Genomic DNA, 25,924 nt, shown 5'->3' on the forward strand with positions numbered 1-25,924 from the left:
GTAATTGAGGGTATCCCGTAAAAGGTCGTGACAGCCTAATCGAGACCGAGGCTGTCACGTAAGATCTGCAGGCGTTCGCTGTCGCCATCGCGCGCGGCCTGCTGTAGTGATTTGGTTGGAGCGTGAATTAAACGGTTGGTCAGTTTGTGCGCCAGTTCCTGCAACACTTTTTCCGCGTCAGCACCCTGACGCAATGCGGCCAGAGCGCGTTCCTGCAATTCTGCACGCACGTCATCGGCCTGCGTACGGTACTCGCGAATGCTTTCGACCGCGCTTTGCGCGCGCAGCCAGGCCATAAATTCGCCACTTTCCTGCACCACGATACTTTCGGCCTGTACGGCAGCCGCTTTGCGCTGCGCCATATTCTGCTCGATGATCGCCTGCAGGTCATCCACGCTATACAAATAGGCGTTGGCAAGTTTACCCACTTCCGGCTCTACGTCACGCGGTACCGCAATATCCACCAGCAGCATAGGCTGGTTGCGGCGTGCTTTTAAGGCACGTTCCACCATCCCTTTACCAATAATCGGCAGCGGGCTGGCGGTGGAGGAGATAATAATGTCGGCATCGGCCAGGCGTGAATCAATATCCGCCAGACCAATGACTTCTGCGCCCACTTCATCCGCCAGCAACTGCGCGCGCTCACGCGTGCGGTTGGCGATCATCAGTTTCTGTACATGATGTTCACGCAGATGACGCGCCACCAGTTCGATGGTTTCGCCCGCGCCCACCAGCAACACATTGACGGTGCTGAGTGATTCGAAGATTTGACGCGCCAGCGAACAGGCGGCAAACGCCACGGAAACGGCGCTGGCACCGATTTCGGTTTCGGTACGCACGCGTTTCGCGACAGAGAAGGTTTTCTGGAACATGCGCTCCAGTTCACTGGATAACGCATGGCCGCGTTGCGAGTCGGCAAAGGCTTTTTTTACCTGGCCGAGGATCTGCGGTTCGCCCAGCACCAGGGAATCCAGTCCGCTGGCAACGCGCATCAGATGGCTGACGGCCGCGTTGTCCTGATGCCAGTAGAGGCTTTTGCGTACATCTTCTTCCCGCAGCTGGTGATAATCACATAACCAGCGCACCAGCTTCTCCTGCAAATCCACCTGTTGCTCTACGCTCAGGTAAAGTTCAGTGCGATTGCAGGTGGAAAGCACCACACCACTCTGCACCATCGGCTGGGACAGCAGGCTGCTAAGTGCCTGATCCAGCGTGTCCGGCGTGAACGATACACGTTCGCGCAGTGCAACAGGTGCGGTTTTATGGTTGATTCCGAGTGCGAGCAGCGTCATGGTGATTCGGGTTGGGATATCCCAATTATTGTCATGGTTTTGTGAGGGGCATTCTACAAGATGCCACAGATCAAGAAAAGCCATACAAAGGCTATGACTGTAATAAGATTAAACTGATCGTGCGCAATAATCGGTACATCAGCATTGACGGCTTAGATGCGGATGGTTAGCGTTACTGGTTACGAATTAAAAACGTGTCTGAGGAGATGACCACGTGATGCCTATGCCCCCGCGCAATTTGTTGCGCCTGTTACCCCTTGCCAGCGTACTGCTGGCTGCCTGTAGCGTGCATAAACCGCAGGGTCCGGGTCCAAGCACCACCGCACCACAGTGGCAACAACACCAACAGGCCGTGACGAAAGTCAGCCATTATGAAACTCGCGGCGCCTTCGCTTACATTTCTGATCGACAGAAAGTGTATGCTCGCTTTAACTGGCAGCAAACCGCCGCCGACCGCTACCGCCTGCTGCTGACCAACCCACTGGGCAGCACCGAATTGCAGCTCGATGCGCAAGGTTCCGTGGTACAAATCGTCGATAACAAAGGCAAACGCTACGTCAGCAACGATGCGGAGAAGATGATCTCGCAGCTGACCGGCATGGATATCCCGCTCAGCAACCTGCGCAAATGGATGATGGGTCTGCCTGGCGATGCCACCGACTACCAGCTGAATGACCAGTATCAGCTGCAAAGCGTAAACTACAGCCGTAACGGACAGCAGTGGAAAGTCACTATCTCTGATTACGACAATAAAGTAACGCCGCCGCTGCCAGCCAATCTGGAGCTGAACGAAGGCGGTCAGCGTATTAAACTGCGGATGGATAGCTGGACCGTACAATGATCACCACCTGGCCCGCGCCGGCGAAGCTGAATTTATTTCTCTACATTACCGGCCGTCGTTCTGACGGCTATCATAATCTGCAAACCCTGTTTCAGTTTCTGGATTATGGCGACACCTTAACCATCACCCCGGATAGCAGTGGCAACATCACCCTGCTGACCCCGCTGGCGGATGTGCCGGATGAAGAAAACCTGATTGTCCGGGCCGCGCGCGCCCTGATGCAGGCGGCGACAACCCGTGGCACCCTGCCTGCGCAGGCAGGTGCGCAGATTGCGCTGGAGAAGCGTCTGCCGATGGGCGGGGGGCTGGGTGGCGGTTCGTCAGATGCGGCGACGGTATTGGTGGCGCTGAATCATTTGTGGCAAACCCGGCTCAGCGTTGATGAGCTGGCGACCATTGGCGTACGACTTGGCGCGGATGTTCCGGTGTTTGTCCGGGGCCATGCCGCCTTCGCCGAAGGGGTGGGTGAAAAAATACAGCCCGCGCAACCGGCGGAAAAATGGTACCTGGTGGCACATCCTGGCGTAAGTATCGCCACCCCGATTATCTTTGGCGATCCTGAACTGACGCGGGATTCACCGAGTCGCTCACTTGATGAACTTATGCAGCGTCCTTTTCGCAATGATTGCGAGGCTGTGGCAAGAAAACGTTTTCGCGAGGTTGATGACCTTGTTTCCTGGCTGCTAGAATACGCGCCGTCGCGCCTGACTGGGACCGGAGCTTGCGTGTTTGCTGAATTTAACACCGAATCCGAGGCCAATCAGGTGCTGGAGCTTGCCCCGAAATGGATATGTGGATTTGTGGCGCGCGGGCTTAATATCTCGCCGTTGCAGCGTACCCTTTCCGGGATTTAAGCGTATGCGTGACAGTGTCACCCCTGTTCCAGGCACTGCACGCGACGCATCAACACACCTGTTTGAACAACGTTTTGCGGTATTCGCCGGTTATCGCAGCGTCGTTCATTTCTGGACGCAAAGCCTGAGGTTCTTCTCGTGCCTGATATGAAGCTATTTGCTGGTAACGCCACCCCGGAACTAGCACAACGTATTGCCAACCGCCTTTACACCAGCCTCGGTGACGCCGCTGTCGGGCGATTCAGCGATGGTGAAGTGAGTGTACAGATTAATGAAAATGTACGCGGTGGTGATATTTTCATCATCCAGTCCACCTGTGCCCCCACAAACGATAACCTGATGGAACTGGTTGTGATGGTCGACGCGCTGCGTCGGGCTTCTGCTGGTCGTATTACTGCTGTTATCCCCTACTTTGGCTATGCCCGTCAGGACCGCCGCGTGCGTTCTGCGCGTGTGCCGATCACCGCTAAAGTAGTCGCAGACTTTCTCTCCAGCGTCGGTGTTGACCGTGTTCTTACGGTTGACCTGCACGCCGAGCAGATCCAGGGCTTCTTTGATGTCCCGGTAGACAACGTGTTTGGCAGCCCAATTCTGCTGGAAGATATGCTGCAGATTGGTCTGGAAAACCCGATTGTGGTTTCCCCGGATATTGGTGGTGTGGTTCGCGCCCGTGCGATTGCCAAACTGCTGAACGACACCGACATGGCTATCATCGATAAACGTCGCCCGCGCGCCAACGTTTCTCAGGTGATGCACATCATCGGTGACGTCGCTGGCCGTGACTGTGTACTGGTCGACGATATGATCGACACCGGCGGTACGCTGTGCAAAGCGGCTGAAGCGCTGAAAGAGCGCGGCGCCAAGCGTGTATTCGCTTACGCCACGCACCCCATTTTCTCTGGCAACGCGGTGGAAAACCTGCGCAAATCGGTGATCGACCAGGTTATCGTTTGCGACACCATCCCGCTGTCTGAAGAAATGAAATCCCTGCCGAACGTGCGTACCCTGACGCTGTCCGGTATGCTGGCCGAAGCGATTCGTCGTATCAGCAACGAAGAATCCATCTCTGCCATGTTCGAACATTAATCGAACGGAACCGGGCCTCGCGCCCGGTTTTACTTTTTTCCGCCTCGCCGTAACTTTTTTCACCGATTAAGCCGCTTCTGCCACAGCCATTTCCGCGATATATTTCGCTAAAATTCACTATTCTCGCTGCCAATGACTTTTTTCAGCCAACACTGAAATCCGCACTTTAGCACTCCAATGAATAGTGGTATTTTTCACCACACTTTTTTTGAGAACTCCGACCACTATGGCTCTCGACATCTACACACTTTTTGTTTGTGAGCTTTATGTGCTGGGGTTTTTAAGCATCATTCTGGTCTTTGCCTGGATCGGCTCGCAGTACGATCGGGTGCTGGGCTTCACCACTCTGACCCTGACGCTCACCTTAGTGACGGTGTTTCTCAGCAGCCTGCGCGCCGCCGGGTTGCAATTCCTGCCGGTCGCGATGGGCAATGTGATGCTGATGCTGGCCTACGGCAATCTGCTCAATGCTTTCCGCGTGTTCTGCCACAAACCCACCGGACTGAGCTGGCTGGCGGGTGCCTTGCTGTGGTCGATTTTATGCCTCTTCCCCGCCTTCTATTACAGTATGCCGAAACGGGTGCTGGTGATTTGTTTGTTGTGCATCATTTACACCGCCGCGCTGATACGTCTGCTGTGGCATACCCGCGCCGCACTGACGGTGACTTTCTGGCCCGCGCAGATTCTGTTGTGGATCCATCTGCTGTTTCATGTGGCCCGGATTTTTCTTGATGATGCGGTCGCCTCGCCGGTACATGGTGCGATTGGCGGTACCCGTTTCTCGGTATATGTCATTCTCGAGTCGATCCTGTTTGTCATCGGACTGACCTTTACCATCCTGGCGATGGTGAATGAGCGCACGCAAATTGCCCACAAACTGGCTTCTTTGCGCGATCCGCTAACCAGCGTCTGGAACCGTCGCGCGTTGTTTGAACAGGCGGAAAAGATAGTGGCGAAAAGTGCCCGTCAGCATCAACCTTTCACCGCCGTGCTGTTTGACCTCGACCATTTTAAGAGCATCAATGACCGCTACGGGCACCAGCAGGGAGACCGGGTGTTAGTTGATTTTTGTCAGGTCGTACTCTCGTTGTTGCCCGCTGGGGGCCAGTTTGCCCGTCTGGGCGGCGAGGAGTTTGCCGCGATCCTGCCGGGCGATGGCGAGCAGGCGCAGCTCATCTGCGAAAGGATTCGCGTGGCAACGCAGTTGTCACAACCCGATGCGATCAGTTATACCGTGAGCATTGGCTTCGCCACATCCGGCGCGGAAGACCACCATTTTCCGGCCCTGATGGCGCTAGCCGATGAAGCGTTGTATCGCGCGAAGGCCAGTGGCCGTAACCGCACAGAACAGTATCTGACGCAGTTACAGCCCTTTAATCAGGCCACGCTGGTATAGCGTTATGAGTGATGCGTATTACGGCGGCAACGTTTATCGCCGTAGTGACGCAGCCAGAAGTAGCGATCTTCTACTTTTTCACGTCCGCTGACGCGCGCACCGACCAGCCACAGTAAAGCCCCAACGAAAATGCTGAACATGGCACCATGCGCAAGGAACTGCGGCAGGTTGAGCGAAGGTATCTGGTTGATGATTGAATAACCGACGCCGAGAACCATTGTGAGTAAGCCCAGACACATCAAACCGTTACCGATATAGCGTGAGTGATGACGTTTCATAGTTCACCTCCATCCTTATGAGCAAAGCCAAAAAACAGCACATAACGTTAACCTGCCATAAGCTTAGGCAATGACCAGCGGTTAAGATGCGTACAGGATCACACATCCTTCACAAACTCTGACAAAACTTTACCGCTTAGCTGATTGATTTCGATAGAAAATGATTAATCACCGGAAGTCATTATTCTCTGCCTGCGCCCTTTGTCATCTCTCCAGCCACGCAGTAAACTAACGCCCTTTCTGAAGCGAGACAGGATAATCATCGTGAGCAGCATTAAACTGATTGTGGGACTGGCGAATCCCGGTGCCGAATATGCCGCTACGCGTCATAACGCGGGCGCCTGGTATGTGGATCTGCTGGCGGAGCGTAACAATCAGTCTCTGAAAGACGAACCCAAATTCTTCGGTTACACCGCCCGACTGTCGCTTGCCGGTGAAGATGTGCGCCTGCTGGTGCCCACCACGTTTATGAACCTGAGCGGCAAAGCGGTGGCGGCGATGGCGACCTTTTATCGCATCACCCCGGAAGAGATTCTGGTGGCGCACGATGAGCTGGATCTGCCGCCGGGCGTGGCGAAATTCAAACAGGGCGGCGGCCATGGCGGCCATAACGGCCTGAAAGACATCATCAGTAAACTGGGTAACAACAATAATTTTCACCGTTTACGGGTGGGCATTGGCCATCCGGGCGATCGTAATAAAGTGACCGGCTTTGTGCTGGGCAAACCGCCCGCCAGTGAACAGAAACTGATTGATGACGCGATTGATGAAGCGGTGCGCTGCACCGAGCTGTGGCTGAAAGAAGACAAGATTAAGGCAATGAACCGTCTGCACGCGTTCAAAGCCGGTTAAGGCCAATTCCCGCGCCGCAGACCTGCAATTCTGTGTATAATGCGCGAAATTTTTTGAATCTGTCAGCGTTGCCAGCCAGCGCTGCACCCTCAGTGAGAAAGGTAATCAAGCCATGGGATTTAAATGCGGTATTGTGGGCCTGCCGAACGTCGGTAAATCCACCCTGTTCAACGCGCTGACCAAAGCGGGTATCGAAGCAGCCAACTTTCCGTTCTGCACCATCGAGCCAAACACCGGTGTGGTGCCGATGCCCGATCCGCGCCTTGATCAACTGAGCGATATCGTTAAGCCACAGCGTGTTGTGCCAACCACCATGGAATTCGTCGATATCGCCGGTCTGGTTGAAGGTGCGTCAAAAGGTGAAGGCCTCGGCAACAAATTCCTGACCAACATCCGCGAAACCGAAGCTATCGGCCATGTGGTGCGCTGCTTCGAGAATGAAAACATCATTCACGTTGCAGGCAAAGTTAACCCGGCGGAAGACATTGACGTTATCAATACCGAACTGGCGTTGTCGGATCTCGACACCTGCGAACGCGCCATTCAGCGTGTGCAGAAAAAAGCCAAAGGCGGCGACAAAGATGCCAAAGCCGAACTGGCTGCGCTGGAGAAATGCCTGCCGCACCTGTCAAACGCCGGCATGTTGCGTTCGCTGGATCTGGACGCTGACGAGAAAGCGGCAATCCGCTACCTCAGCTTCCTGACGCTGAAGCCAACCATGTATATCGCTAACGTCAACGAAGACGGTTTTGAAAACAACCCCTATCTCGACCAGGTTCGCGCCATCGCGGAAGCTGAAGGTTCGGTGGTGGTGCCAGTGTGTGCCGCAGTGGAATCGGATATTGCTGAGCTGGAAGATGATGAGCGCGCGGAATTTATGGCCGAAATGGGTCTGGAAGAGCCGGGCCTGAACCGTGTCATTCGCGCCGGTTACACCCTGCTGAACCTGCAAACTTACTTCACCGCCGGTGTGAAAGAAGTACGTGCCTGGACCATCCCGGTGGGTGCAACTGCACCGCAGGCAGCCGGTAAGATCCACACCGATTTCGAAAAAGGCTTTATCCGTGCGCAGACCATCGCGTTTGATGACTTTGTTGCTTACAAAGGCGAACAGGGTGCAAAAGAAGCCGGAAAAATGCGTTCAGAAGGTAAAGAGTACATTGTCAAAGATGGCGATGTAATGAACTTCCTGTTCAACGTCTGATTTATCTTCGTCAACAGGGTTCATCCCTGTTTGCTGTGTTTAAAAAATCCACGTCCCGGCGTGGATTTTTCTTTTCTGCCGCAGAATAAAATTATTCCCTTCTCCCTGAAAATCATCTCTGTCAATTATCTTCAACCCGCCTTTACTTATTAAATACATTCCAGGGAGCTTTCGCTGCCTGGCAAAGAACATTCTCTATTTTCTCCCTGGCCGCCTTGTTATACGTTAATAGCGAATTTAATTTCATGGTTTATCTTTCGACGAAAGTTAATTTATCTTCGCGAGAAGCGGTTAATTTACGTCTGGATTGTGATTTATTTTTAATAACACCAATAAACCTTACAAAACATTTAAAACTTTACACCGGAGAAGTATGAAACATCATTTATTAGCTTTTACCCTGGGAGCCACTTTAATTGGTAATGCTGCGGCCATTACGCCGGGCGGCATGGCATCATGGGATTGGTCAGTTGGTAACGAACAAAACATCACCAGCTTAACTTTTCCATTCACTATTAATGAAGCACCCGCAAAAGCCAGCTATTACTATGCTCAGCAATTTGGATTTACTGGCGCAGACTGGACTAAGTCTGGTTATATCGGACTTCAGCCACGCACCGCCGATCAATACATGGTCGTTTTCTCTTCTTTCTTTGCAGGAACTGAAATCGTGGATAGCGATCGCTGCCGTCTGGGCGCTGATGGCGGCCCTGGTGTCAGCTGCTCGACCATGTACCCGGTTAAAGTTGGTAAAAAATATCTGTTTGAAGTCCGTCGTGGCACTGGCGATTTGAACGTCTGGCAGGGTTTCGTCAAAGAAGAAGGTAGCAGTGTTGAGACGAAGATTGGCGCATGGCGGCTTCCGCCCGGTATGGCGACGCTGCGTCCCACCCAGAGCGGCTGGATCGAACATTATCTGGAGGTAGACAGTTGCTATATTACGCCACTGACGCAGATAACCGTCTCTCCGCCTTACGTCACCGCCACCAATAAACAAGGTACGCTATCCAGTCCCAAAGAGTATGGAAGGTGTGTGGGTAAATTTGGTTATCAGTATGAGTTTCTCGGTAAAGATTTAAAAACCACCGTGGGTCAGCGAATGGTTACCACCGATGCATACAGCTCCAGCCTGTTTGATGGCGAACTCCTCCCCGACAGTCTAATCACTATCGGCGTCTACGACAGTAAAAATCAGGAATTAGAAAAACACACGGTGACGGTAGGCAAAGACTACACCGGAAAATGGACCTGGCCGGCTTACAGCGCTGCACTATTTAACAACAATCTGAAGAAAGTTAAATTGGGTCTGTTAGATAAGAACACCGGGGAAATTAATGTCAAATCCGGCTCCTCATTTGAAAATCAGATTTATAAAAACCAGCTGGAGAATCTGAAAGTTATTACCACCATTGAAGACATGTGGATTAACGTTGATCCTTACAGTGATGAACTGTACGAGGGTAGTCTGGCCGCAGGTAGTTCAGTCATGATTAGCGTTGAAGATCAGTCGGGGAAATTGCTGGAGGATTATACCGTCGTGGTGCCTGACAGTGAGACCGATCGCTGGAAATGGTCAGGCTATACCGGCACAGAATTCAACAAGGTTCTGAAAAAGATCAAAATCGGTGAAAAAGATAAGAATAATGACATTACGATTATTCCAACCTCATCTTATCGAAATGCCATCTGGAAAAAGAACCCGGAGAATTTAAACGTCAGAGCGGAAATTTTCAGCGCGGCCGCAAACCCGTGGGTTAACCAGGACGATTTTGGTAACAAATTAGCCGCTGATTTAGCTTCAGGCAGCAGCGTCACCATAAAAGTGAAAAGCCAGCTCGGTATGCTACTGGAAGAACACACCGTCGAAATCCCGGACGGTCATCTGGATCGCTACATGTGGCCTCCCTTTGCTGCGACAGAATTCAACAGCATTCTGAAGCAGATTAGGATTGGTGAGAAAGAGACGGACGACAGCATCAAAGTTATTGCAGGATCACAATTTCGCAATCTGATCTGGAAAAAAGAGCGAGCCAATCTGATTGTCGAGGTGTCTATCAAACAGTAATTCACCGGTCTGGAGAGCGAATTGAACTACGTTGAAGAAATGCGCAGCCTTATTGGACATCGCCTGTTGCTGCTGGCAGGCGCGAACGTCATCATCACTGACGTAAAGTCCCGCATCCTGCTGCAACTGCGCAAGGACGGCAGCTGGGGATTACCCGGCGGGTTGCTGGAACCTGGCGAGTCGCTTGAACAAGCCGCGTTGCGGGAAGTGAAAGAGGAAACCAATCTGGATGTGCACCGGCTGCATCAGCTGGGCATCTTTTCGGGGCCTGAATTTACCTTCACCCTGAAAAATAACGATGAGATTAACGTAATCACCGCGCTTTATCGGGCTGAGGAGTGGTCAGGCGTCATGATCAATGACCCCAGTGAAAGCGACGATCTGACCTTCTTTCCGCCAGATGAATTGCCGGAGAACATGTCCGGGGAGTATCGGACGTATATCCGTTATTATCTGGCACAGCAACATTAAGCCCGTGCTGGCTCACAGTAAAAATCCACGCTTACGCGTGGATTTTTTTATCTGCGACTTACTTAATGCCCATCGCGTCCCGCAGGGTAAAGAACAGGTCGGTCTGATCGGTCAATCCCACCACATTGGCCGCACGGGGGCCGTAGGCCGCAATACGCAGCTGCGTGCCGGTATGTTCCTGCGAATCCTCTTCTGAGTTGCCGTAGCTGATGGTCATCACCGCGCCATCTTTGGTGTTGACGGCCTGCGTCAGCCCCGGCGCTTTGGTGCCATTTTCGATAATCTGGCTGCTGTGGGCGTGATCCGCCGTCACCACCACCAGGGTATCGCCATGCTCACGAGCAAATGCCAGCGCCTGCTGCACCGCTTCGTCGAGATCGACAGTTTCACCAATCTGTCCACAGGGATTGGCAGCATGATCCTGTTTGTCGATCGAGGCGCCCTCCACCTGCAGGAAGAAACCTTTGTCGTTTTTACTCAGCAGCTCGAGCGCTTTTTGCGTCATCTGTGCCAGCGTCGGGGTGCTTGCCGGACGATCTTTATTCACTTCACAGGTCACCACCGGCTTATCCAGATTGCCGTGGTAGCTGGCTTTGGGTCCCTGCCAGCGCACCGGCATGTTGCCATCAGCGAACAGGCCCAGCAGCGGTTGCTGCTGATCGGCCTGCTGAACGCCGTTCATACCCTCAAGGTTATCCACCCATTGATAGCCCAAGGCCTGCGCCTGTTCACGCAGCGTTTTTCCCTGATATTCCCCCGCCTTCGCCACTTCGCTAAAGGTTTTCGCCCCGCCGCCCAACGTGACGTCTGCACGGGTTTTCAGCAGCTGCTCGGTGATCGATCCTTTACCCCCCTGCTCCAGCGCGTTAGTCGGGCACAGCTCGCTGGTTTTTTCCGGGCCATAGCATTTACGTGAGGTCACATGGGCGATCAACGCCGCAGGCGTCGCGTCCTGCAATTCTGCGGTGGAAACGTTGCCGGTGGCCTTACCGGCGGCTTTAGCCAGCTCCAGCAGGGTTGTCTGATCTTTGCCATTGACGTCAACGCCAATCGCGCCATTGTAGGATTTGGTGCCCGTCGCCCAGGCAGTAGCGGACGCTGCCGAGTCCGTCACGTAGTTCGGCTTGTGGGTTTTCTTATCCAGCGAATAATGCGTGTACTGACCGGTCAGCGGCAGCGCATCAATGCCCGCAAAGAAGCCACCGGCGCCCCTTGCCTGATTACGCGCGGCGGTGATTTCCGCATCCCCCATGCCGTCGCCAATTAACAGGATCACGTTTTTCGCCGTGCTGTTGCTCAGAGAGGCTTTTAGCGCCTCAGTTTGATCGCCAGTAAGACGACGCGCGCCGCCGTGCTGGGTCAGGTCGCCGGTGGCGGCGCGGGAATAGCCGGAGTCATCTGCCACGGCCGGAGCCGCGAGCAAAGAAGCGAGGAGTGGCACTGTCATCAGAGGTATCTGTTTCATTTATAAGCATCCTTATTCACAAATATAACCAAATGTTTCCGCGGACAAGTCTGCGACAATCCCGTGACGCTTTTGTGACTGGCAAACATTATTTCGATGACAGAATCGCCAATACGGACAGGCTTAAAGCAATCCGCTCAGTGCTTAAGCGAATAGAAAAAAAGGAGAAAATAGAGCTTGACCCTTTTCGGCTAACTCCCTATAGTAGCGCCCCGTTGGCCCGCTGAGGTCAGCGAACAAAATGTGGTGAGGTGTCCGAGTGGCTGAAGGAGCACGCCTGGAAAGTGTGTATACGGCAACGTATCGGGGGTTCGAATCCCCCTCTCACCGCCATATTTTAGAGAAGAGCCTGAACGAAAGTTCAGGCTTTTTTCTTTGTCTTTTTGTCAGGATGACGGACTTAAAACGTTACCTGCCCGCGCTGCACTCTCGCCACGCATAAAAAAACCCGGCCTGAGCCGGGTTTTGCCTGAATTCAATCTCTCAATGGTTAACTGTAAGCATGCAGCGTGCGCTGACACAAGGCCGAACGGACGCAGTCGTCTTTGCCGAAACGGACAATGCCTATCATCTCGTCCTCTTCGAAGCGCGACAGCGCATCGCCGAGTCCCGATAGCACGCCACGCGGCAAATCACACTGGGTGATATCCCCGTTGACAATCACCGTCACGTTCTCGCCAAGGCGCGTCAGGAACATCTTCATCTGCGCGGCGGTGACGTTTTGCGCCTCATCCAGAATCACCACGGCATTTTCGAAGGTGCGTCCGCGCATATACGCGAAAGGCGCGATTTCGACTTTGCCGATTTCGGGACGCAGGCAGTATTGCATAAAGGAAGCGCCAAGACGTTTAACCAGAACGTCATAGACCGGCCGGAAATAAGGGGCGAATTTCTCGGAAATATCTCCGGGGAGGAATCCAAGATCTTCATCCGCCTGCAGAACCGGGCGCGTAACGATTATCCTGTCGATATCCTTATGTATCAGGGCCTCAGCCGCTTTGGCTGCGCTAATCCAGGTTTTCCCGCAGCCGGCTTCACCGGTGGCGAAAATAAGCTGTTTCGTTTCTATGGCATTAAGATAGTGCGCCTGAGCATCATTTCTGGCCTCAATCGGCGAGCGGTCGCGCAGATCACGCGCCATGCCAATTGAATCCAACCCACCCATCTGCACCAGCGAAGTGACCGATTCTTCTTCACGCTGACGATGACTGCGAGAGTCATTCCGAAGCACTCGTCTGGCTTCACGACGCGCTTTGATCACTGCTTTCTGTCTTCCCATAGTGGCACCTTACAGTTGGTTTCATTTATCGCTACAGGGATTGTCCTGATGCGATGACGTGAACGCTTTAGAGGTTTATGTGGCTTCCTTTAGAGCCGTTTCGAGCCATTGAGAAAAGTGTGCAACAACGCCAAAACGCTGTAGCGCACCGGTTTGATATTTGAGATTGAAAAAGAACGAATAGTGAAAAGTGAAGAGGAAACTTACGAGGGAAGAAAGCCCCCGCAGAGTACTGCGTGTATTGAAGGGTATTTACCTGTCCGTTGAAGGACCGAATCATGCGCGAACTCCAGTGACCTTAGCCACACATCTGACAACGCTTATGAATAAAGTGCATCATATTTGCGGTGGTTTGCAACACTAATTTTACCTGGCGGCTAACAAAAAGTAGCGACCCGCTACAAGCAGCCTGGGCCTTAAATTAAATTTATTAGCCTTATCAGTAAGATGGATAATTGAGGCCTGGCTAAACTTTTTAGGAACAATCGGAAACCGGGGCTGCCGGGCCATGCTGGGGAAAAACAGAAAGGAGAGCAGGCGCGCGTGCGATTAAGCGCCAACCGGCTGTGTATTTATTAATCAACCCGGTCTTGGCGGCGGCCCGCGATAATGGTTAGCCGCCGGGAAATGTTTTTTCGTGCAGCGCCAAAAAAAAAGCCCGCCTCATGAAACGAGACGGGCCGGGTTGCCTGACGTGTTTATTTCGTCAGGTATTCCGCTTCCGCGGCAGCAAAACGTTGTTGAGCCGCCTGAGAGGGTTCACGTCCCATCAGGCTGACCACCACAATTGCGATGCTGGCGAACAGGAAGCCCGGAATGATTTCATACAGATCCAGCCAGGCGTAATGTTTCCACACCAGCACGGTCAGCGCGCCGATGACCATACCGGCCAGCGCGCCGTTGCGCGTCATACGCTGCCAGCACACGCCGAACAGCACCACCGGACCAAAGGCCGCGCCAAAACCCGCCCAGGCATAACTCACCAGTCCCAGCACACGGTTTTCCGGATTCGACGCCAGCGCGATAGCAATCACGGCAATCAGCAGCACCATCAGACGCCCTACCCACACCAGCTCTTTCTGGCTGGCATTTTTACGCAGGAAGCCTTTGTAGAGATCTTCCGTCAGCGCGCTGGAGCACACCAGCAGCTGGCAGCTCAGGGTAGACATCACCGCCGCCAGAATGGCCGACAGCAGAATCCCGGCAATCCACGGATTAAACAGAATGCGAGCCAGCTCGATAAACACGCGCTCGCCATTCTGACTGACTCCAGCCGCCTGGTCCGGGTGATTCTGGAAGTAGGCAATACCAAAGAAGCCAACCGCCACCGCGCCCGCCAGGCACAGGATCATCCAGGTCATGCCGATTCGACGCGCGGTACGAATTGAGCGATGGGAGTCGGCAGCCATAAAGCGCGCCAGGATATGCGGCTGGCCGAAGTAGCCGAGACCCCAGCCCAGCAGCGAAATCACCGCCACAAAATTCAGGCCTTTCAGCATGTTGATGTTTTCGAGGCTCTTAGCCTCAATCACCGCCAGCGAGTCGGAAAGGCCGCCCACCGCCACGATAACAATCACTGCCGTCAGGATCAGCGCAAAAATCATCAGGCTGGCCTGAACCGTATCGGTCCAGCTCACCGCAAGGAACCCGCCCACCAGGGTATAAAGAATGGTGGCAGCAGCCCCTGCCCACAGTGCGGTTTCATAGCTCATCCCAAAGGTGCTTTCAAACAGACGGGCGCTGGCAACCACGCCCGAGGCGCAGTAAATGGTAAAGAAGATAAGGATAATGACCGCCGAGATAACGCGCAGGATTTTGCTGTTATCTTCAAAGCGGCTGGTAAAGAAGTCCGGCAGCGTCAGGGCGTTGTTGTGATGTTCCGTCTGCACCCGCAGACGTCCGGCAACGATTTTCCAGTTCAGCCAGGCGCCGATGGTCAGGCCGATGGCAATCCAGCTCTCGGAAATGCCTGACAGGAAAATGGCCCCAGGCAGGCCCATCAGCAGCCAGCCACTCATATCCGATGCCCCGGCAGACAGCGCAGTGACTACGCTCCCCAGACTGCGGCCACCGAGAATATAGTCGTCAAAGTTTTTAGTCGAACGCCAGGCGACAAATCCTATCGTCACCATCCCGAGGATATAAACCACAAAAGTCACCAACATCGGTGTACTTACACTCATTCTATCTCTCCATTTATTATTCGATTTCCTAAAGAAATCCTTTTCCTGACGCCACCGGAACGAGGCAGCATCAGAGCTTTACCGCAGCCGGGAAAGCGATTTCCGTTAAGGCGCGGTATCCTGCCGCAAAGCCGCGACGGGCACAATGCATTTAACACAGCAGCCACAGCAAGCTCACTCACCTTCGCCGACCGCATATCAATAGGTTGCGCCACCTCACACTTTTAGTTGCACCTGACTACTCACCCAACAAAATTAAGTCGTATCGGGTTGCAACGTTGGCGAGGTTTTTGCAGCAATATCCATGCCGCTTTTGCTGTAAACACCGTCAGACCGTTGATTTACGGACAACTGCGGCCACATTTAACATGGTTGCACAAAGTTGCAACATGAGTGATAGTGCTGCCACACAGAACATCAACCGACTCTTTTTGAGGAACAGGAAAGCATGGGAACCACCACCATGGGGGTAAAGCTGGATGAAGCCACCCGCGACCGTATTAAACTGGCGGCGCAGAAGATTGATCGCACGCCGCACTGGCTGATTAAGCAGGCGATTTTTAACTATCTGTCGCAGCTGGAAACGGGTGAATCGCTACCGGAAATCCCACTGCAACACAGCGATGCCGCCCAGGATGACAGCGCGCCAGAAGAGGCATTGCAGCCGTTCCTCGACTTCGCTGAACAGATCCTGCCGCAGTCGGTTACGCGCTCGGCCATCACCGCTGCCTGGCGTCGCCCGGAAACCGATGCCGTCCCCATGCTGCTGGAACAGGCGCGCCTCCCTGCCCCGCTGGCAGAGAAAACCCATCAGCTGGCTTACACCCTCGCTGATAAACTCCGGCACCAGAAAGGTGCAACCGGGCGCGCCGGGATGGTGCAAAGCCTGTTGCAGGAGTTCTCCCTCTCTTCGCAGGAAGGGGTTGCACTGATGTGTCTGGCGGAAGCGCTGCTGCGTATTCCCGACAAACCGACGCGTGACGCCCTGATCCGCGACAAAATCAGCAATGGCAACTGGCAATCACACCTTGGTCGCAGCCCGTCGATGTTCGTCAACGCTGCCACCTGGGGCTTGCTGTTCACCGGCCGCCTGGTCTCCACCCATAACGAAGCCAACCTGTCGCGCTCGCTGAACCGCATCATCGGCAAGAGCGGCGAACCCCTGATCCGTAAAGGGGTGGATATGGCGATGCGTCTGATGGGCGAACAGTTTGTTACCGGCGAAACCATCGCCGAAGCGCTGGCCAATGCGCGCAAACTGGAAGAGAAAGGCTTCCGCTACTCCTATGACATGCTGGGGGAAGCGGCGCTCACGGCCAGCGATGCCAAAGCCTACCTGGTCTCCTATCAGCAGGCGATCCACGCCATCGGCAAAGCGTCCAACGGTCGTGGCATTTATGAAGGTCCGGGCATCTCAATCAAACTGTCGGCGCTGCATCCGCGCTACAGCCGCGCACAATACGAGCGTGTGATGGAGGAGCTGTATCCGATCCTCAAATCCCTGACGCTGCTGGCGCGTTCGTACGATATCGGTATTAACATCGATGCCGAAGAAGCCGACCGCCTCGAACTGTCGCTCGACCTGCTGGAAAAACTCTGCTTTGAACCCGAGCTGGAAGGCTGGAACGGCATCGGCTTTGTGATTCAGGCTTACCAGAAGCGCTGCCCGTTTGTGATCGATTACCTGGTCGATCTGGCGCAACGCAGCCGCCGTCGTCTGATGATCCGCCTGGTGAAAGGGGCTTACTGGGACAGCGAAATCAAACGCGCACAGATGGACGGCCTGGAAGGCTATCCGGTTTACACCCGCAAGGTGTACACCGACATCTCCTATCTGGCCTGCGCCCGCAAACTGCTGGCGGTCCCTAATCTGATCTACCCGCAATTCGCCACCCACAACGCCCATACCCTGGCGGCGATTTATCAGCTGGCGGGCAATAACTACTATCCGGGTCAGTACGAGTTCCAGTGCCTGCACGGCATGGGCGAACCGCTGTATGAACAGGTGGTGGGGAAAGTGGCCGACGGCAAACTCAATCGTCCGTGCCGTATTTATGCCCCGGTGGGCACCCACGAAACTCTGCTGGCTTACCTGGTTCGCCGTCTGCTGGAAAACGGTGCCAACACCTCGTTTGTTAACCGCATTGCCGATACTTCGCTGCCGATTGATGAACTGGTGGCCGATCCGGTAGCGGCGGTGGAGAAGATTGGCGCGATCGAAGGCGCGGTTGGCCTGCCACACGCGAAAATCCCGCTGCCGCGCGAGCTGTATGGCGCCAAACGCGTCAACTCTGCCGGTCTGGATCTGGCCAACGAACACCGTCTGGCGTCACTCTCCAGCGCCCTGCTGAACAGCGCCAGCCAGCCGTGGCAGGCCCAGCCGCTGATTGAAGGCGAGCTGGGTGACGGCAGCAGCCGCCCGGTGCTCAACCCCTCCGCGCCTGCGGATGTGGTCGGCAGCGTGCGCGAAGCCAGCGAACAGGAAGTGTCACAGGCGCTGGATGCCGCGGTGAATGCCGGCCCGATCTGGTTTGCCACCCCGCCGCAGGAGCGCGCCGCCATTCTGGAACGCGCTGCGGAGATGATGGAAGGCCAGATGCAGCAGTTGATCGGCCTGCTGGTGCGTGAAGCCGGTAAAACCTACAACAACGCCATTTCCGAAGTGCGCGAAGCGGTCGACTTCCTTTATTACTACGCGGGCATGGTACGCGACGATTTCGACAACGAAACCCATCGTCCACTCGGCCCGGTCGTCTGTATCAGCCCGTGGAACTTCCCGCTGGCGATCTTCAGCGGCCAGATCGCCGCGGCACTGGCGGCGGGCAACAGCGTACTGGCAAAACCGGCGGAGCAAACGCCGCTGATCGCCGCACAGGCGGTACAGATTATGCTGGATGCCGGTGTCCCGGCGGGCGTGCTGCAACTGCTGCCGGGTCTCGGTGAAACCGTGGGCGCCCAGCTGACTGGCGATGAACGCGTGCGTGGCGTGATGTTTACCGGTTCAACCGCAGTGGCGACGCTGCTGCAACGTAACCTGGCCGGTCGTCTCGATCCGCAGGGGCGTCCAACGCCGCTGATCGCCGAAACCGGCGGCATGAATGCGATGATCGTCGATTCCTCGGCGCTGACCGAGCAGGTGGTGGTGGATATCGTCGCCTCGGCGTTCGATAGCGCGGGCCAGCGCTGCTCGGCGCTGCGTCTGCTGTGCGTGCAGGACGATGTCGCTGACCACACGCTGAAAATGCTGCGTGGCGCGATGGCTGAATGCCGCATGGGCAACCCGGAGCGTTTATCCACCGACGTCGGCCCGGTGATTGATGCCGAAGCCAAAGCCAATATCGAGCGCCATATTCAGGCGATGCGGAATAAAGGCCTTACCGTGTATCAGGCGGTGCAGGAAAATCCGCAGGACAGCAAAGAGTGGGCTTCCGGCACCTTTGTTAAGCCTACGCTGATTGAGCTGAACCAGGTGAGCGATCTGGATAAAGAGGTGTTTGGTCCGGTGCTGCACGTTGTGCGTTTTGCGCGTAATACGCTGCCGCAGCTGATCGACCAGATCAATGCTTCCGGCTACGGTCTGACGCTCGGCGTGCATACCCGTATCGACGAAACCATTGCCCAGGTGACCGCCGGGGCGAAGGTCGGCAACCTGTATGTAAACCGTAATATGGTGGGTGCAGTGGTGGGCGTGCAGCCGTTCGGCGGCGAAGGCCTGTCCGGCACCGGTCCGAAAGCCGGGGGGCCGCTGTATCTTTACCGCCTGCTGGCCAACCGACCGGATGGCGCACTGCGCACCACCTTTGATCGCCAGGATGCTGAGCGTCCGGTCGATGGCACCCTGCGCGCCAGCCTTCTGAGCGCTCATCAGGCGCTGCAACAATGGGCGCAGGATAAGCCTGAGCTGCTGGCGCTGACGCAACGTTATGACCAGCTGGCGCAGGCCGGTACGGTGCGTCTGTTGCCGGGTCCGACCGGTGAACGCAATACCTTCACCCTGCTGCCGCGTGAGCAGGTGCTGTGTATCGCCGACAACCAACAGGATGCCCTGACGCAGCTGGCGGCGGTGACCAGCGTCGGTAGCCAGGCGCTGTGGCAGGACGATGAACTGCATCGTTCGCTGCGCGCCGCCCTGCCTGCGCTGGTTCAGCAACGTATTACGCTGGCGAAAGATGTGCTGGCGGCAGAGTTCGATGCGGTGATCTACCACGGGGATGCCGATCAGCTGCGCAGCCTGTGCGAGCAGGTTGCCGCACGCGACGGTGCGATTGTTTCGGTGCAGGGCTTTGCCCGTGGAGAAACCAATCTGCTGCTGGAACGTCTGTTGATTGAGCGCTCGCTCAGCGTCAACACCGCCGCGGCAGGAGGAAATGCCAGCCTGATGACCATCGGCTGATAAAAGACCTGGGCGGCATTGCTGCCGCCCAGGTGATTTACGCTGCCGATTTACTTCGCTTCATCCCGATCAACGTCGGGAAGACAAACAACGACTGTCCCAGCCCGCGATTGGTCACCGACCACACCGCCACCGAACACAACGAACAGATACCGACGATGGCAATCGGGTAGAAACAGGCCCACAGCAGGGAGAACCACGTCTGTTCGAACAGATGATGACGCTGTGCAAACAGAATCGCCGACATGCCAAAGTATTCGATAAAAATACGGTGGATGACGTAGATCTGTAAGGTGTTGCGGCCTATCCAGTTGAGGTAGGTCATACGGAAATGCGCGTTGAGCCAGCGACAAACCGCGACGCTGCCCAGCACCGCAATCAGACACAGGAACAGGCTTTTATCCAGACCAATGATGACGTGAATACCGGCCATGGCCGCCAGCAGCGCCCAGGGCACGATGTTTTCACGCCGCCACTCGCTGAGACGCAACATCAGAGGACTCCAGAAGGTGCCCAGCAGGAAGAACAGGAAATATTGCGCCACACTCTGCGGCCCCCAGTAGGGAATAATCTTTTCCACCGCCAGATAATTCAGCACCACCGCCACTGCCAGTAATGCCAGCTTGTGCTGACGGAAAATTTTGGCACCCAGGAAATAAATCCCCAGTCCATACAGGTACCATGACGTACTCATGCCAAGGAACGTCAGCTTGAGGAATTCCAGCAGCGACCCGGCATAAGCTGCATTCAGATTATCCGAAATGCGTTGTCCGGTGATCTCGGAAGAAATACCGATAATTGACCACCACTGAATAAATCCCCACAAAATATAAAGATAAAACAGGTTGGTAATACGGCTGGTAAATACCTGCTTCCACGGACGATTCATAATCCCGTTGGTTGCCAGTAAACCCGACACAAAGAAAAACGCAGGCATACGTAATGGCGACAGTACCGTATTAAACTTCACCCATATTTCCGCCGGGATCCATCCCGCCGAGAGAAAGTGCAATGTGTTCTCAAATCCCGGTAATACCGTGTGGTAGAGCACCACTAAAAATATGCAGGCACCCTTAAGGGTGTTTACCCACAATATCTCTTCGCTCCTGGTGTTATTCATATGATTAACTCCCGCTGTGTAGGTCTGAACGCGAAATGTGAGGTAGACAAATAGGGAAATACATTTTTAGTTATTGGGGGGATTATCGGGCAGGAGGCGGGGGCTGACTGTAGCGAAAGTCCTAAAAGTTTTTTACTGGCCCTGATATAACAATGATTTACGTAGTGCTGCATTTCTTTACAAATAAGCAGGCTAATGATTTCTCGCGTTAATTTAATCACTAAAGGCAACATCAACACAGTTCAACGGCAAATAAATGCAGTAAATAATTAAGAACATTTTCTCCCAGGCCAACCATCTATTAATCAAGGCAGCATAGCGTCAGGATGATATGTGGCAAATGGATAAGCGGAAATATAACGGTTGTGCTAGCGAGATAAATAATTCGGGCCAGTTTAAACTGGCCCGGCAAATATCAGGGCAAGGATGCGGGCTTCACTTCTGCCTGGGGTTTACGCAGTAAACGTGGATAGAGAAATAGCATACGACCCGGCCCACGGTTGAGCAGCGTCCATACCAGCAGCGACACCGAGGTACAGAGCGCCACACCGATCACCGGCATCAGCAGCGCCCATGCCCAGCTAAAGGCGGCATGGTTAAACCAGCCATAGTGCAACGCCAGCGCCAGCGCGCTCAGGCCGAGCAACTCGATAAAGATGCGGTGCAACACATAGATCTGCAACGTGTTGCGTCCAATCCAGTTAAGCCACGCCATATTGAAACGTTCATTCAGGAAACGGCACAGCACGATGCCAAACACGATAGTCAGCAGGCTGTAGAACGGATTTTTATAGATGCCGCCCACATGGTGCGCCACGCCAATCAGCGCAATACCGGCCAGCAGCAGCCAGTGCTGGCGCTTCAGGCTGCTGATTTCAATCAGCGTCTGGCTGAAGAACACGCCGAGCAGGAAGTAGAGGTAATTCTGCGCCACGCTGGCCGGTCCCCAGCCGGGGATCAGACTGAACTGCGCCGCATAGTTAGCGACGATCGCCAGCAGCACCAGCGCGATCCGCTGGCGATGAAACAGTTTGGTAAACAGGAAAAAACCCGCCAGCGCATAGAGATACCACAGGCTGGTCATCGACAGCAGCAGCAGCTTTACAAACTCCAGCGGCGAGTCCGCATAGGCGGCGTTTTTGGCGCTGGATAAGCGATCGCCCATCAGATGGGTCGAGATGTAGTGAATGCTCAGCCACTGAATCACCCCCCACAGCAGATAGAGGTAGAGAATATTGCTGAACTTCTTCGTGAACACCTCTTTCCAGCTCTTTTTGCTGATCGCACTGGCGGCCAGCAGGCCGGAAACGAAGAAGAAAGCGGGCATACGTAACGGGGAGAGATAGGTATTGAAGATCACCCACCACGTACCGGGTACGATGCCGGCGGTCAGATAGCGCAGCGATGGGGCAAAGGTTGTGATGATTGAGTGGTGCAGTACCACCAGCAAAATGCAAGCGCCTTTCAGCGTGTTGATCCAGAGGACTTCTTTCCTGGCTGCCGTCATTGTTTAATCCTGATTGTGCCATGAATTTGTAAAGAATTATTTATATTTATAAATTTGTCTCAATGGGACGGACTCTGAAAAAATTCTCAGTCCAAATTCAGAATGACAGGTACAGGTATAAAGCGCTTTTTTTCAGCAAGTTATAAAAATCAGGGAATTATTTTTTCAGAAGAAACTGAGGGGGTAGCGGAGGGGAAATGATAAGCCAGCGCCACCTGTCAGCGGCGGCGCTGGTGCTTATTGATTAAGAAATTTATCAAGAAATTGCCGGGTGCGGGCATGTTGCGGATTGCTGAACAACGCCTTCGCCGCCCCCTGCTCCACGATACGCCCCTGATCCATAAAGATGGCGCGATCCGCAACGTCACGGGCAAAGCTCATCTCATGGGTGACGATCACCATGGTGCGTTTCTCTTCCGCCAGCGCGCGGATGGTGTTCAGCACCTCTCCCACCAGCTCCGGATCGAGCGCCGAGGTCGGTTCATCAAACAGAATCACCTGCGGCCGCATTGCCAGCGCCCGGGCGATGGCGACGCGCTGCTGCTGTCCACCGGACAGACGGCGTGGAAAGCTCTCTTCCTTGCCGTGCAGACCGACTTTATCCAGCAGCGAACGCGCGCGCGCAATGGCTTCGGCTTTCGGCTCACCTTTGACGATCACCGGACCTTCAATGATGTTTTCCAGCACCGAACGATGGGGAAACAGATTGAAGTTCTGAAACACGAAGCCGACCTGCTGACGCAGACGACGCACCTGCTCTTTCTGTTTGTTCATACCCAGCGACGCATCGATACTGATATCGCCGACGCGGATCGTGCCGCTGTTGGGCACTTCCAGCAGATTGATGCTGCGCAGCAAGGTGGTTTTACCCGACCCGCTCGGCCCGATAATCGCCACTACTTCGCCGGAGGCGACGTCGAGATCGATTCCGTGCAGCACCGTCTGACCGTGAAACTGCTTCACCAGCTGACGTACTTCTATCGCACTCATTTCGCCTCCCGATCCTGACGGTTAACCTGATCTTCCAGCCGGTTTTGCAAGGCTGAAAGCACGGTTGCCATCACCCAGTAAATCACCGAGGCCGCCAGATACATGGTGAACACCTCCAGCGTACGCGAGGTTATCAGCTGTGCCTGACGGAACAACTCCGGCACCTGAATGGTTGCGGCCAGCGACGTATCTTTTACCAGGCTGATAAAGCTGTTACCCAGCGGCGGCAGCGCGGTGCGGGCCGCCTGCGGCAGGATCACGCGGCGCAGCGTTTGCCACGGCGTCATACCGATACTGGCGGCCGCTTCCCACTGTCCACGTTCGATGGCGGCAATCGCGCCACGCAGGGATTCAGAGGCATAAGCCGCGGTGTTCAGCGACAGGCCAATCATCGCCGAAGGAATCGGGTCCAGCTCGATGCCAAACTGCGGCAGACCGTAGTAGATCATAAACAGCTGGGCGATAAGCGGCGTACCGCGAAAGATCGAGACATAACAACGCGCCAGCCAGTTGATCGGCCAGAAGTGCGACAGACGCATCAGTGCCAGCACAAAGCCAAGGATCAGGCCGAAGAACATCCCGCCGATACTCAGCTGCAACGTGAACAGCGCGCCTTTCAGTAAAAATGGTGCTGAATCCAGCACCAGTTTGAGACTTTCCTGCATTATTTAGTGACGTCCGCGCCGAACCATTTCTCAGAGAGTTTGCTCAGCGAGCCATCTTTCTGCATATCGGCGATGGCGGCATTAATCGCCTTCAGCAGATCGTCATTGCCTTTACGCAGCGCCACGCCTGACTCCAGACGGGAGAACGCCGGGCCAGCAACGGCCATGGTATCACCGGTTTTCTTCACCAGATCCAGTGCCGCGAGGCGGTCAACCAGGATGGCATCGAGGCGGCCAGAACGCAGATCCTGATACTTGGTCGGGTCATCATCATAGGTACGGATATCCACGCCTTTGACGTTGTCACGCAGCCACTGCTCGTAGTTGGAGCCGAGGCCGACACCCACTTTTTTGCCAGACAGGTCTTCCGGTTTGTTGATGCTGCCCGCGTTTTTCTTCAGCGTCAGCGCCTGCACGCCAGAAATGGTGTACGGGGTAGAGAAGTCATATTTCTTTTTACGCTCGTCGGAAATGGTGACCTGGTTGATCACCACATCGATGCGTTTGGAGTCCAGCGACGCCAGCATCCCGTCCCATTTGGTCGGCTTCAGGCTGGCTTTCACGCCGAGGTGCTGCGCCAGCTGCTGTGCGAATTCCACTTCAAACCCGGTCAGCTTGCCGCTTTCATCCTGGAAGCTGAACGGCGGATAGGTGCCCTCCAGCCCGACCAGCAGCGTGCCGCGATCTTTTACTTTTTGCAGCAGATTTTCTGCCGCGAAGGTTTTCACGTTAAAGCCGGCGACCAGCGCCACCGCCATCACTCCCATCACCAGCTGGCGACGAACCTGTGAGAAAGCCATATTTACCCCATTATTATTTGTAAGTTGTGTGTGTTGTGTGCGTTATTTCGCCGGGTCAGGCGAATAACGGCCGGATTATAAACTTTTTTTCGCCCGCGTCTCAGACCGAAGGATGATAAGCAAATAACGCCGGTGCACCACCGGTATGCACAAATAACAGCGGACCTTCGCGGCGGAAGCGATTCTGGCTGATACCGTCGATCAAACCCGCCATCGCCTTCCCGGTATAGACCGGGTCGAGCATAATGCCTTCCAGTCGGGCCAGCAGTTTCACCGCGTCCATGCCCTCTTCATTTGGCTCACCGTAGCGCGGGGCGAAATAGTCATCCCACAGGGTAATGGGCGCACGCGCCTGCACTTCCAGCTGCTGCGCCAGCGCGCTGCGAATGCGTTCCACCACTGGCAGCTGATCGGCCACTTTACGCGATACCGTCACGCCCACCAGCTCGCTGTCCGGCAGCAGCTGCTCAAGGCCAATGGCCAGACCGGCATGGGTGCCTGCGCTGCCGGACGCCACCACCACCGCAGCGAAATCCACGACCCCTTCGCTCTGATGGGCAATCTCCTGAGCGCACTCGACGTAGCCGAGCGCGCCAAGCGCATTCGACCCGCCAACCGGCACCACATAAGGACGGAAACCCTGCGCTTCCAGCAGCGTCGCCTGCTCTTCCAGCTGCGCTGTCGGATTGTGAAGCGCGTCAACCATCACTACCTCAACGTCCATCAGATCCAGCAACAGACGGTTGCCGTTGCTGAGGTAATTTTCCGCCGTGGTGCCAATCGGGTTTTCCAGCAGCGCGACACATTTCAGGCCGAGACGCGCCGCAACGGCAGCGGTCTGCCGCACATGGTTAGACTGGATAGCCCCAGCCGTCAGCAGCACATCCGCCCCTTCACGCAAGGCATCCGCCGCGAGGAATTCAAGTTTGCGTAGTTTGTTACCGCCGAGCGCCACCGGCGTGAAGTCATCACGTTTGATAAAAATATCACGACCAAGATAGTCAGAAAGACGTGGCAGATGTTCTAACGGCGTGGGTGCACCCAGCAGCTCAAGACGCGGGAACTGGTGCAGAAGATGTAAGGACAATGCAGCCTCCATTCGGGCAAAGTGCGATTATTCTTACAGTGTTGCAGAAGATGGGAAAAGGCGCACCCGGAAATCATTCCGAGCGGCCCTTGTTGC

The 25,924-nt window shown here is 54.9% G+C and carries 20 protein-coding genes and 1 tRNA gene; 10 read left to right on the forward strand and 11 right to left on the reverse strand.

Going from position 1 to position 25,924, the window contains the following annotated elements:
* Positions 1-35: 35 nt before the first annotated feature.
* On the reverse strand, positions 36-1,292 hold the full coding sequence (gene hemA / locus AC6I8V_RS11960) for a glutamyl-tRNA reductase (RefSeq protein ID WP_497842477.1): 1,257 nt from the start codon (positions 1,290-1,292) through the stop codon (positions 36-38).
* A 217-nt stretch (positions 1,293-1,509) separates the two neighbouring features.
* Here hemA and lolB point away from each other — a divergent pair, with 217 nt between their 5' ends.
* The 4 genes from lolB to AC6I8V_RS11980 all read left to right on the forward strand — a co-directional run bounded on the left by lolB (position 1,510) and on the right by AC6I8V_RS11980 (position 5,469).
* Positions 1,510-2,133, forward strand: a complete 624-nt coding sequence (gene lolB, locus AC6I8V_RS11965; protein WP_497845825.1) for a lipoprotein insertase outer membrane protein LolB — start codon at positions 1,510-1,512, stop codon at positions 2,131-2,133.
* Positions 2,130-2,987, forward strand: coding sequence for a 4-(cytidine 5'-diphospho)-2-C-methyl-D-erythritol kinase (gene ispE / locus AC6I8V_RS11970; protein WP_497842478.1), 858 nt, complete (start codon positions 2,130-2,132; stop codon positions 2,985-2,987). Before lolB ends, ispE begins: the two co-directional genes overlap by 4 nt.
* 138 nt (positions 2,988-3,125) lie before the next feature.
* Positions 3,126-4,073 carry a ribose-phosphate diphosphokinase gene (prs, locus tag AC6I8V_RS11975; RefSeq protein WP_006118899.1) on the forward strand — a complete coding sequence of 316 codons (948 nt, stop codon included), beginning with the start codon at positions 3,126-3,128 and terminating at the stop codon, positions 4,071-4,073.
* 226 nt (positions 4,074-4,299) lie between these two features.
* Positions 4,300-5,469, forward strand: coding sequence for a GGDEF domain-containing protein (locus AC6I8V_RS11980; RefSeq protein WP_497842479.1), 1,170 nt, complete (start codon positions 4,300-4,302; stop codon positions 5,467-5,469).
* A gap of 2 nt (positions 5,470-5,471) precedes the next feature.
* Here AC6I8V_RS11980 and ychH read toward each other — a convergent pair whose 3' ends face one another.
* Positions 5,472-5,747, reverse strand: a complete 276-nt coding sequence (gene ychH, locus AC6I8V_RS11985; RefSeq protein WP_497842480.1) for a stress-induced protein YchH — start codon at positions 5,745-5,747, stop codon at positions 5,472-5,474.
* Positions 5,748-6,011: 264 nt separating this feature from the next.
* Here ychH and pth point away from each other — a divergent pair, with 264 nt between their 5' ends.
* The 4 genes from pth to AC6I8V_RS12005 all read left to right on the forward strand — a co-directional run bounded on the left by pth (position 6,012) and on the right by AC6I8V_RS12005 (position 10,339).
* Positions 6,012-6,599: an aminoacyl-tRNA hydrolase gene (gene pth / locus AC6I8V_RS11990; protein WP_497842481.1), complete on the forward strand. Its 588-nt coding sequence runs from the start codon at positions 6,012-6,014 to the stop codon at positions 6,597-6,599.
* 112 nt (positions 6,600-6,711) lie between these two features.
* Positions 6,712-7,803 (forward strand): redox-regulated ATPase YchF, encoded by a 1,092-nt coding sequence (gene ychF / locus AC6I8V_RS11995; protein ID WP_497842482.1) that lies wholly within the window; start codon positions 6,712-6,714, stop codon positions 7,801-7,803.
* A 373-nt stretch (positions 7,804-8,176) separates the two neighbouring features.
* On the forward strand, positions 8,177-9,868 hold the full coding sequence (locus AC6I8V_RS12000; RefSeq protein ID WP_497842483.1) for a DUF3472 domain-containing protein: 1,692 nt from the start codon (positions 8,177-8,179) through the stop codon (positions 9,866-9,868).
* A gap of 21 nt (positions 9,869-9,889) precedes the next feature.
* Positions 9,890-10,339, forward strand: coding sequence for an NUDIX hydrolase (locus tag AC6I8V_RS12005; protein WP_497842484.1), 450 nt, complete (start codon positions 9,890-9,892; stop codon positions 10,337-10,339).
* A 58-nt stretch (positions 10,340-10,397) separates the two neighbouring features.
* On the opposite strand, the gene phoA is transcribed toward AC6I8V_RS12005, so the two are convergent.
* The gene (gene phoA, locus AC6I8V_RS12010) at positions 10,398-11,804 is read right to left on the reverse strand and encodes an alkaline phosphatase (RefSeq protein ID WP_497842485.1); all 1,407 of its coding nucleotides are present in this window, start codon (positions 11,802-11,804) and stop codon (positions 10,398-10,400) included.
* A 245-nt stretch (positions 11,805-12,049) separates the two neighbouring features.
* On the opposite strand from phoA, the gene AC6I8V_RS12015 reads away from it, so the two are divergent.
* A tRNA-Ser gene (locus AC6I8V_RS12015) sits at positions 12,050-12,137 on the forward strand.
* 157 nt (positions 12,138-12,294) lie between these two features.
* On the opposite strand, the gene phoH is transcribed toward AC6I8V_RS12015, so the two are convergent.
* Both phoH and putP read right to left on the reverse strand, forming a co-directional pair.
* Positions 12,295-13,083 (reverse strand): phosphate starvation-inducible protein PhoH, encoded by a 789-nt coding sequence (gene phoH / locus AC6I8V_RS12020; protein ID WP_497842486.1) that lies wholly within the window; start codon positions 13,081-13,083, stop codon positions 12,295-12,297.
* Positions 13,084-13,781: 698 nt separating this feature from the next.
* The gene (gene putP, locus AC6I8V_RS12025; protein WP_497842487.1) at positions 13,782-15,266 is read right to left on the reverse strand and encodes a sodium/proline symporter PutP; all 1,485 of its coding nucleotides are present in this window, start codon (positions 15,264-15,266) and stop codon (positions 13,782-13,784) included.
* A gap of 448 nt (positions 15,267-15,714) precedes the next feature.
* Between putP and putA the strand changes: the two genes are divergently transcribed.
* Positions 15,715-19,659: a trifunctional transcriptional regulator/proline dehydrogenase/L-glutamate gamma-semialdehyde dehydrogenase gene (gene putA / locus AC6I8V_RS12030; RefSeq protein ID WP_497842488.1), complete on the forward strand. Its 3,945-nt coding sequence runs from the start codon at positions 15,715-15,717 to the stop codon at positions 19,657-19,659.
* 37 nt (positions 19,660-19,696) lie between these two features.
* On the opposite strand, the gene AC6I8V_RS12035 is transcribed toward putA, so the two are convergent.
* From AC6I8V_RS12035 to AC6I8V_RS12060, 6 genes are all read right to left on the reverse strand, one after another.
* The gene (locus AC6I8V_RS12035) at positions 19,697-20,779 is read right to left on the reverse strand and encodes an acyltransferase family protein (RefSeq protein ID WP_497842489.1); all 1,083 of its coding nucleotides are present in this window, start codon (positions 20,777-20,779) and stop codon (positions 19,697-19,699) included.
* 415 nt (positions 20,780-21,194) lie between these two features.
* Positions 21,195-22,286: an acyltransferase family protein gene (locus tag AC6I8V_RS12040; RefSeq protein ID WP_497842490.1), complete on the reverse strand. Its 1,092-nt coding sequence runs from the start codon at positions 22,284-22,286 to the stop codon at positions 21,195-21,197.
* Positions 22,287-22,523: 237 nt separating this feature from the next.
* Complete coding sequence (gene tcyN, locus AC6I8V_RS12045) at positions 22,524-23,276, reverse strand: L-cystine ABC transporter ATP-binding protein TcyN (protein ID WP_497842491.1); 753 nt, start codon at positions 23,274-23,276, stop codon at positions 22,524-22,526.
* On the reverse strand, positions 23,273-23,941 hold the full coding sequence (tcyL, locus tag AC6I8V_RS12050; RefSeq protein ID WP_497842492.1) for a cystine ABC transporter permease: 669 nt from the start codon (positions 23,939-23,941) through the stop codon (positions 23,273-23,275). Before tcyL ends, tcyN begins: the two co-directional genes overlap by 4 nt.
* A complete protein-coding gene (gene tcyJ / locus AC6I8V_RS12055; protein ID WP_497842493.1) occupies positions 23,941-24,741 on the reverse strand; it encodes a cystine ABC transporter substrate-binding protein in 801 nt (266 codons plus the stop codon). The genes tcyL and tcyJ overlap by 1 nt, the downstream gene beginning before the upstream one ends.
* Before the next feature lie 100 nt (positions 24,742-24,841).
* Complete coding sequence (locus AC6I8V_RS12060; protein WP_497842494.1) at positions 24,842-25,828, reverse strand: D-cysteine desulfhydrase; 987 nt, start codon at positions 25,826-25,828, stop codon at positions 24,842-24,844.
* Positions 25,829-25,924 lie beyond the last annotated feature (96 nt).

The organism is Pantoea sp. X-Soil-TKNS-1207 (assembly GCF_059730485.1).

Coding starts and splice junctions, on each gene's coding strand:
- tcyN (WP_497842491.1), bottom strand. CDS start 23,276: ATGAGTGCGATAGAAGTACGTCAGCTGGTGAAGCAGTTTCACGGTCAG.
- ispE (WP_497842478.1), top strand. CDS start 2,130: ATGATCACCACCTGGCCCGCGCCGGCGAAGCTGAATTTATTTCTCTAC.
- tcyL (WP_497842492.1), bottom strand. CDS start 23,941: ATGCAGGAAAGTCTCAAACTGGTGCTGGATTCAGCACCATTTTTACTG.
- tcyJ (WP_497842493.1), bottom strand. CDS start 24,741: ATGGCTTTCTCACAGGTTCGTCGCCAGCTGGTGATGGGAGTGATGGCG.
- AC6I8V_RS12040 (WP_497842490.1), bottom strand. CDS start 22,286: ATGACGGCAGCCAGGAAAGAAGTCCTCTGGATCAACACGCTGAAAGGC.
- phoA (WP_497842485.1), bottom strand. CDS start 11,804: ATGAAACAGATACCTCTGATGACAGTGCCACTCCTCGCTTCTTTGCTC.
- ychF (WP_497842482.1), top strand. CDS start 6,712: ATGGGATTTAAATGCGGTATTGTGGGCCTGCCGAACGTCGGTAAATCC.
- AC6I8V_RS11980 (WP_497842479.1), top strand. CDS start 4,300: ATGGCTCTCGACATCTACACACTTTTTGTTTGTGAGCTTTATGTGCTG.
- phoH (WP_497842486.1), bottom strand. CDS start 13,083: ATGGGAAGACAGAAAGCAGTGATCAAAGCGCGTCGTGAAGCCAGACGA.
- AC6I8V_RS12000 (WP_497842483.1), top strand. CDS start 8,177: ATGAAACATCATTTATTAGCTTTTACCCTGGGAGCCACTTTAATTGGT.
- ychH (WP_497842480.1), bottom strand. CDS start 5,747: ATGAAACGTCATCACTCACGCTATATCGGTAACGGTTTGATGTGTCTG.
- AC6I8V_RS12035 (WP_497842489.1), bottom strand. CDS start 20,779: ATGAATAACACCAGGAGCGAAGAGATATTGTGGGTAAACACCCTTAAG.
- putP (WP_497842487.1), bottom strand. CDS start 15,266: ATGAGTGTAAGTACACCGATGTTGGTGACTTTTGTGGTTTATATCCTC.
- hemA (WP_497842477.1), bottom strand. CDS start 1,292: ATGACGCTGCTCGCACTCGGAATCAACCATAAAACCGCACCTGTTGCA.
- lolB (WP_497845825.1), top strand. CDS start 1,510: ATGCCTATGCCCCCGCGCAATTTGTTGCGCCTGTTACCCCTTGCCAGC.
- putA (WP_497842488.1), top strand. CDS start 15,715: ATGGGAACCACCACCATGGGGGTAAAGCTGGATGAAGCCACCCGCGAC.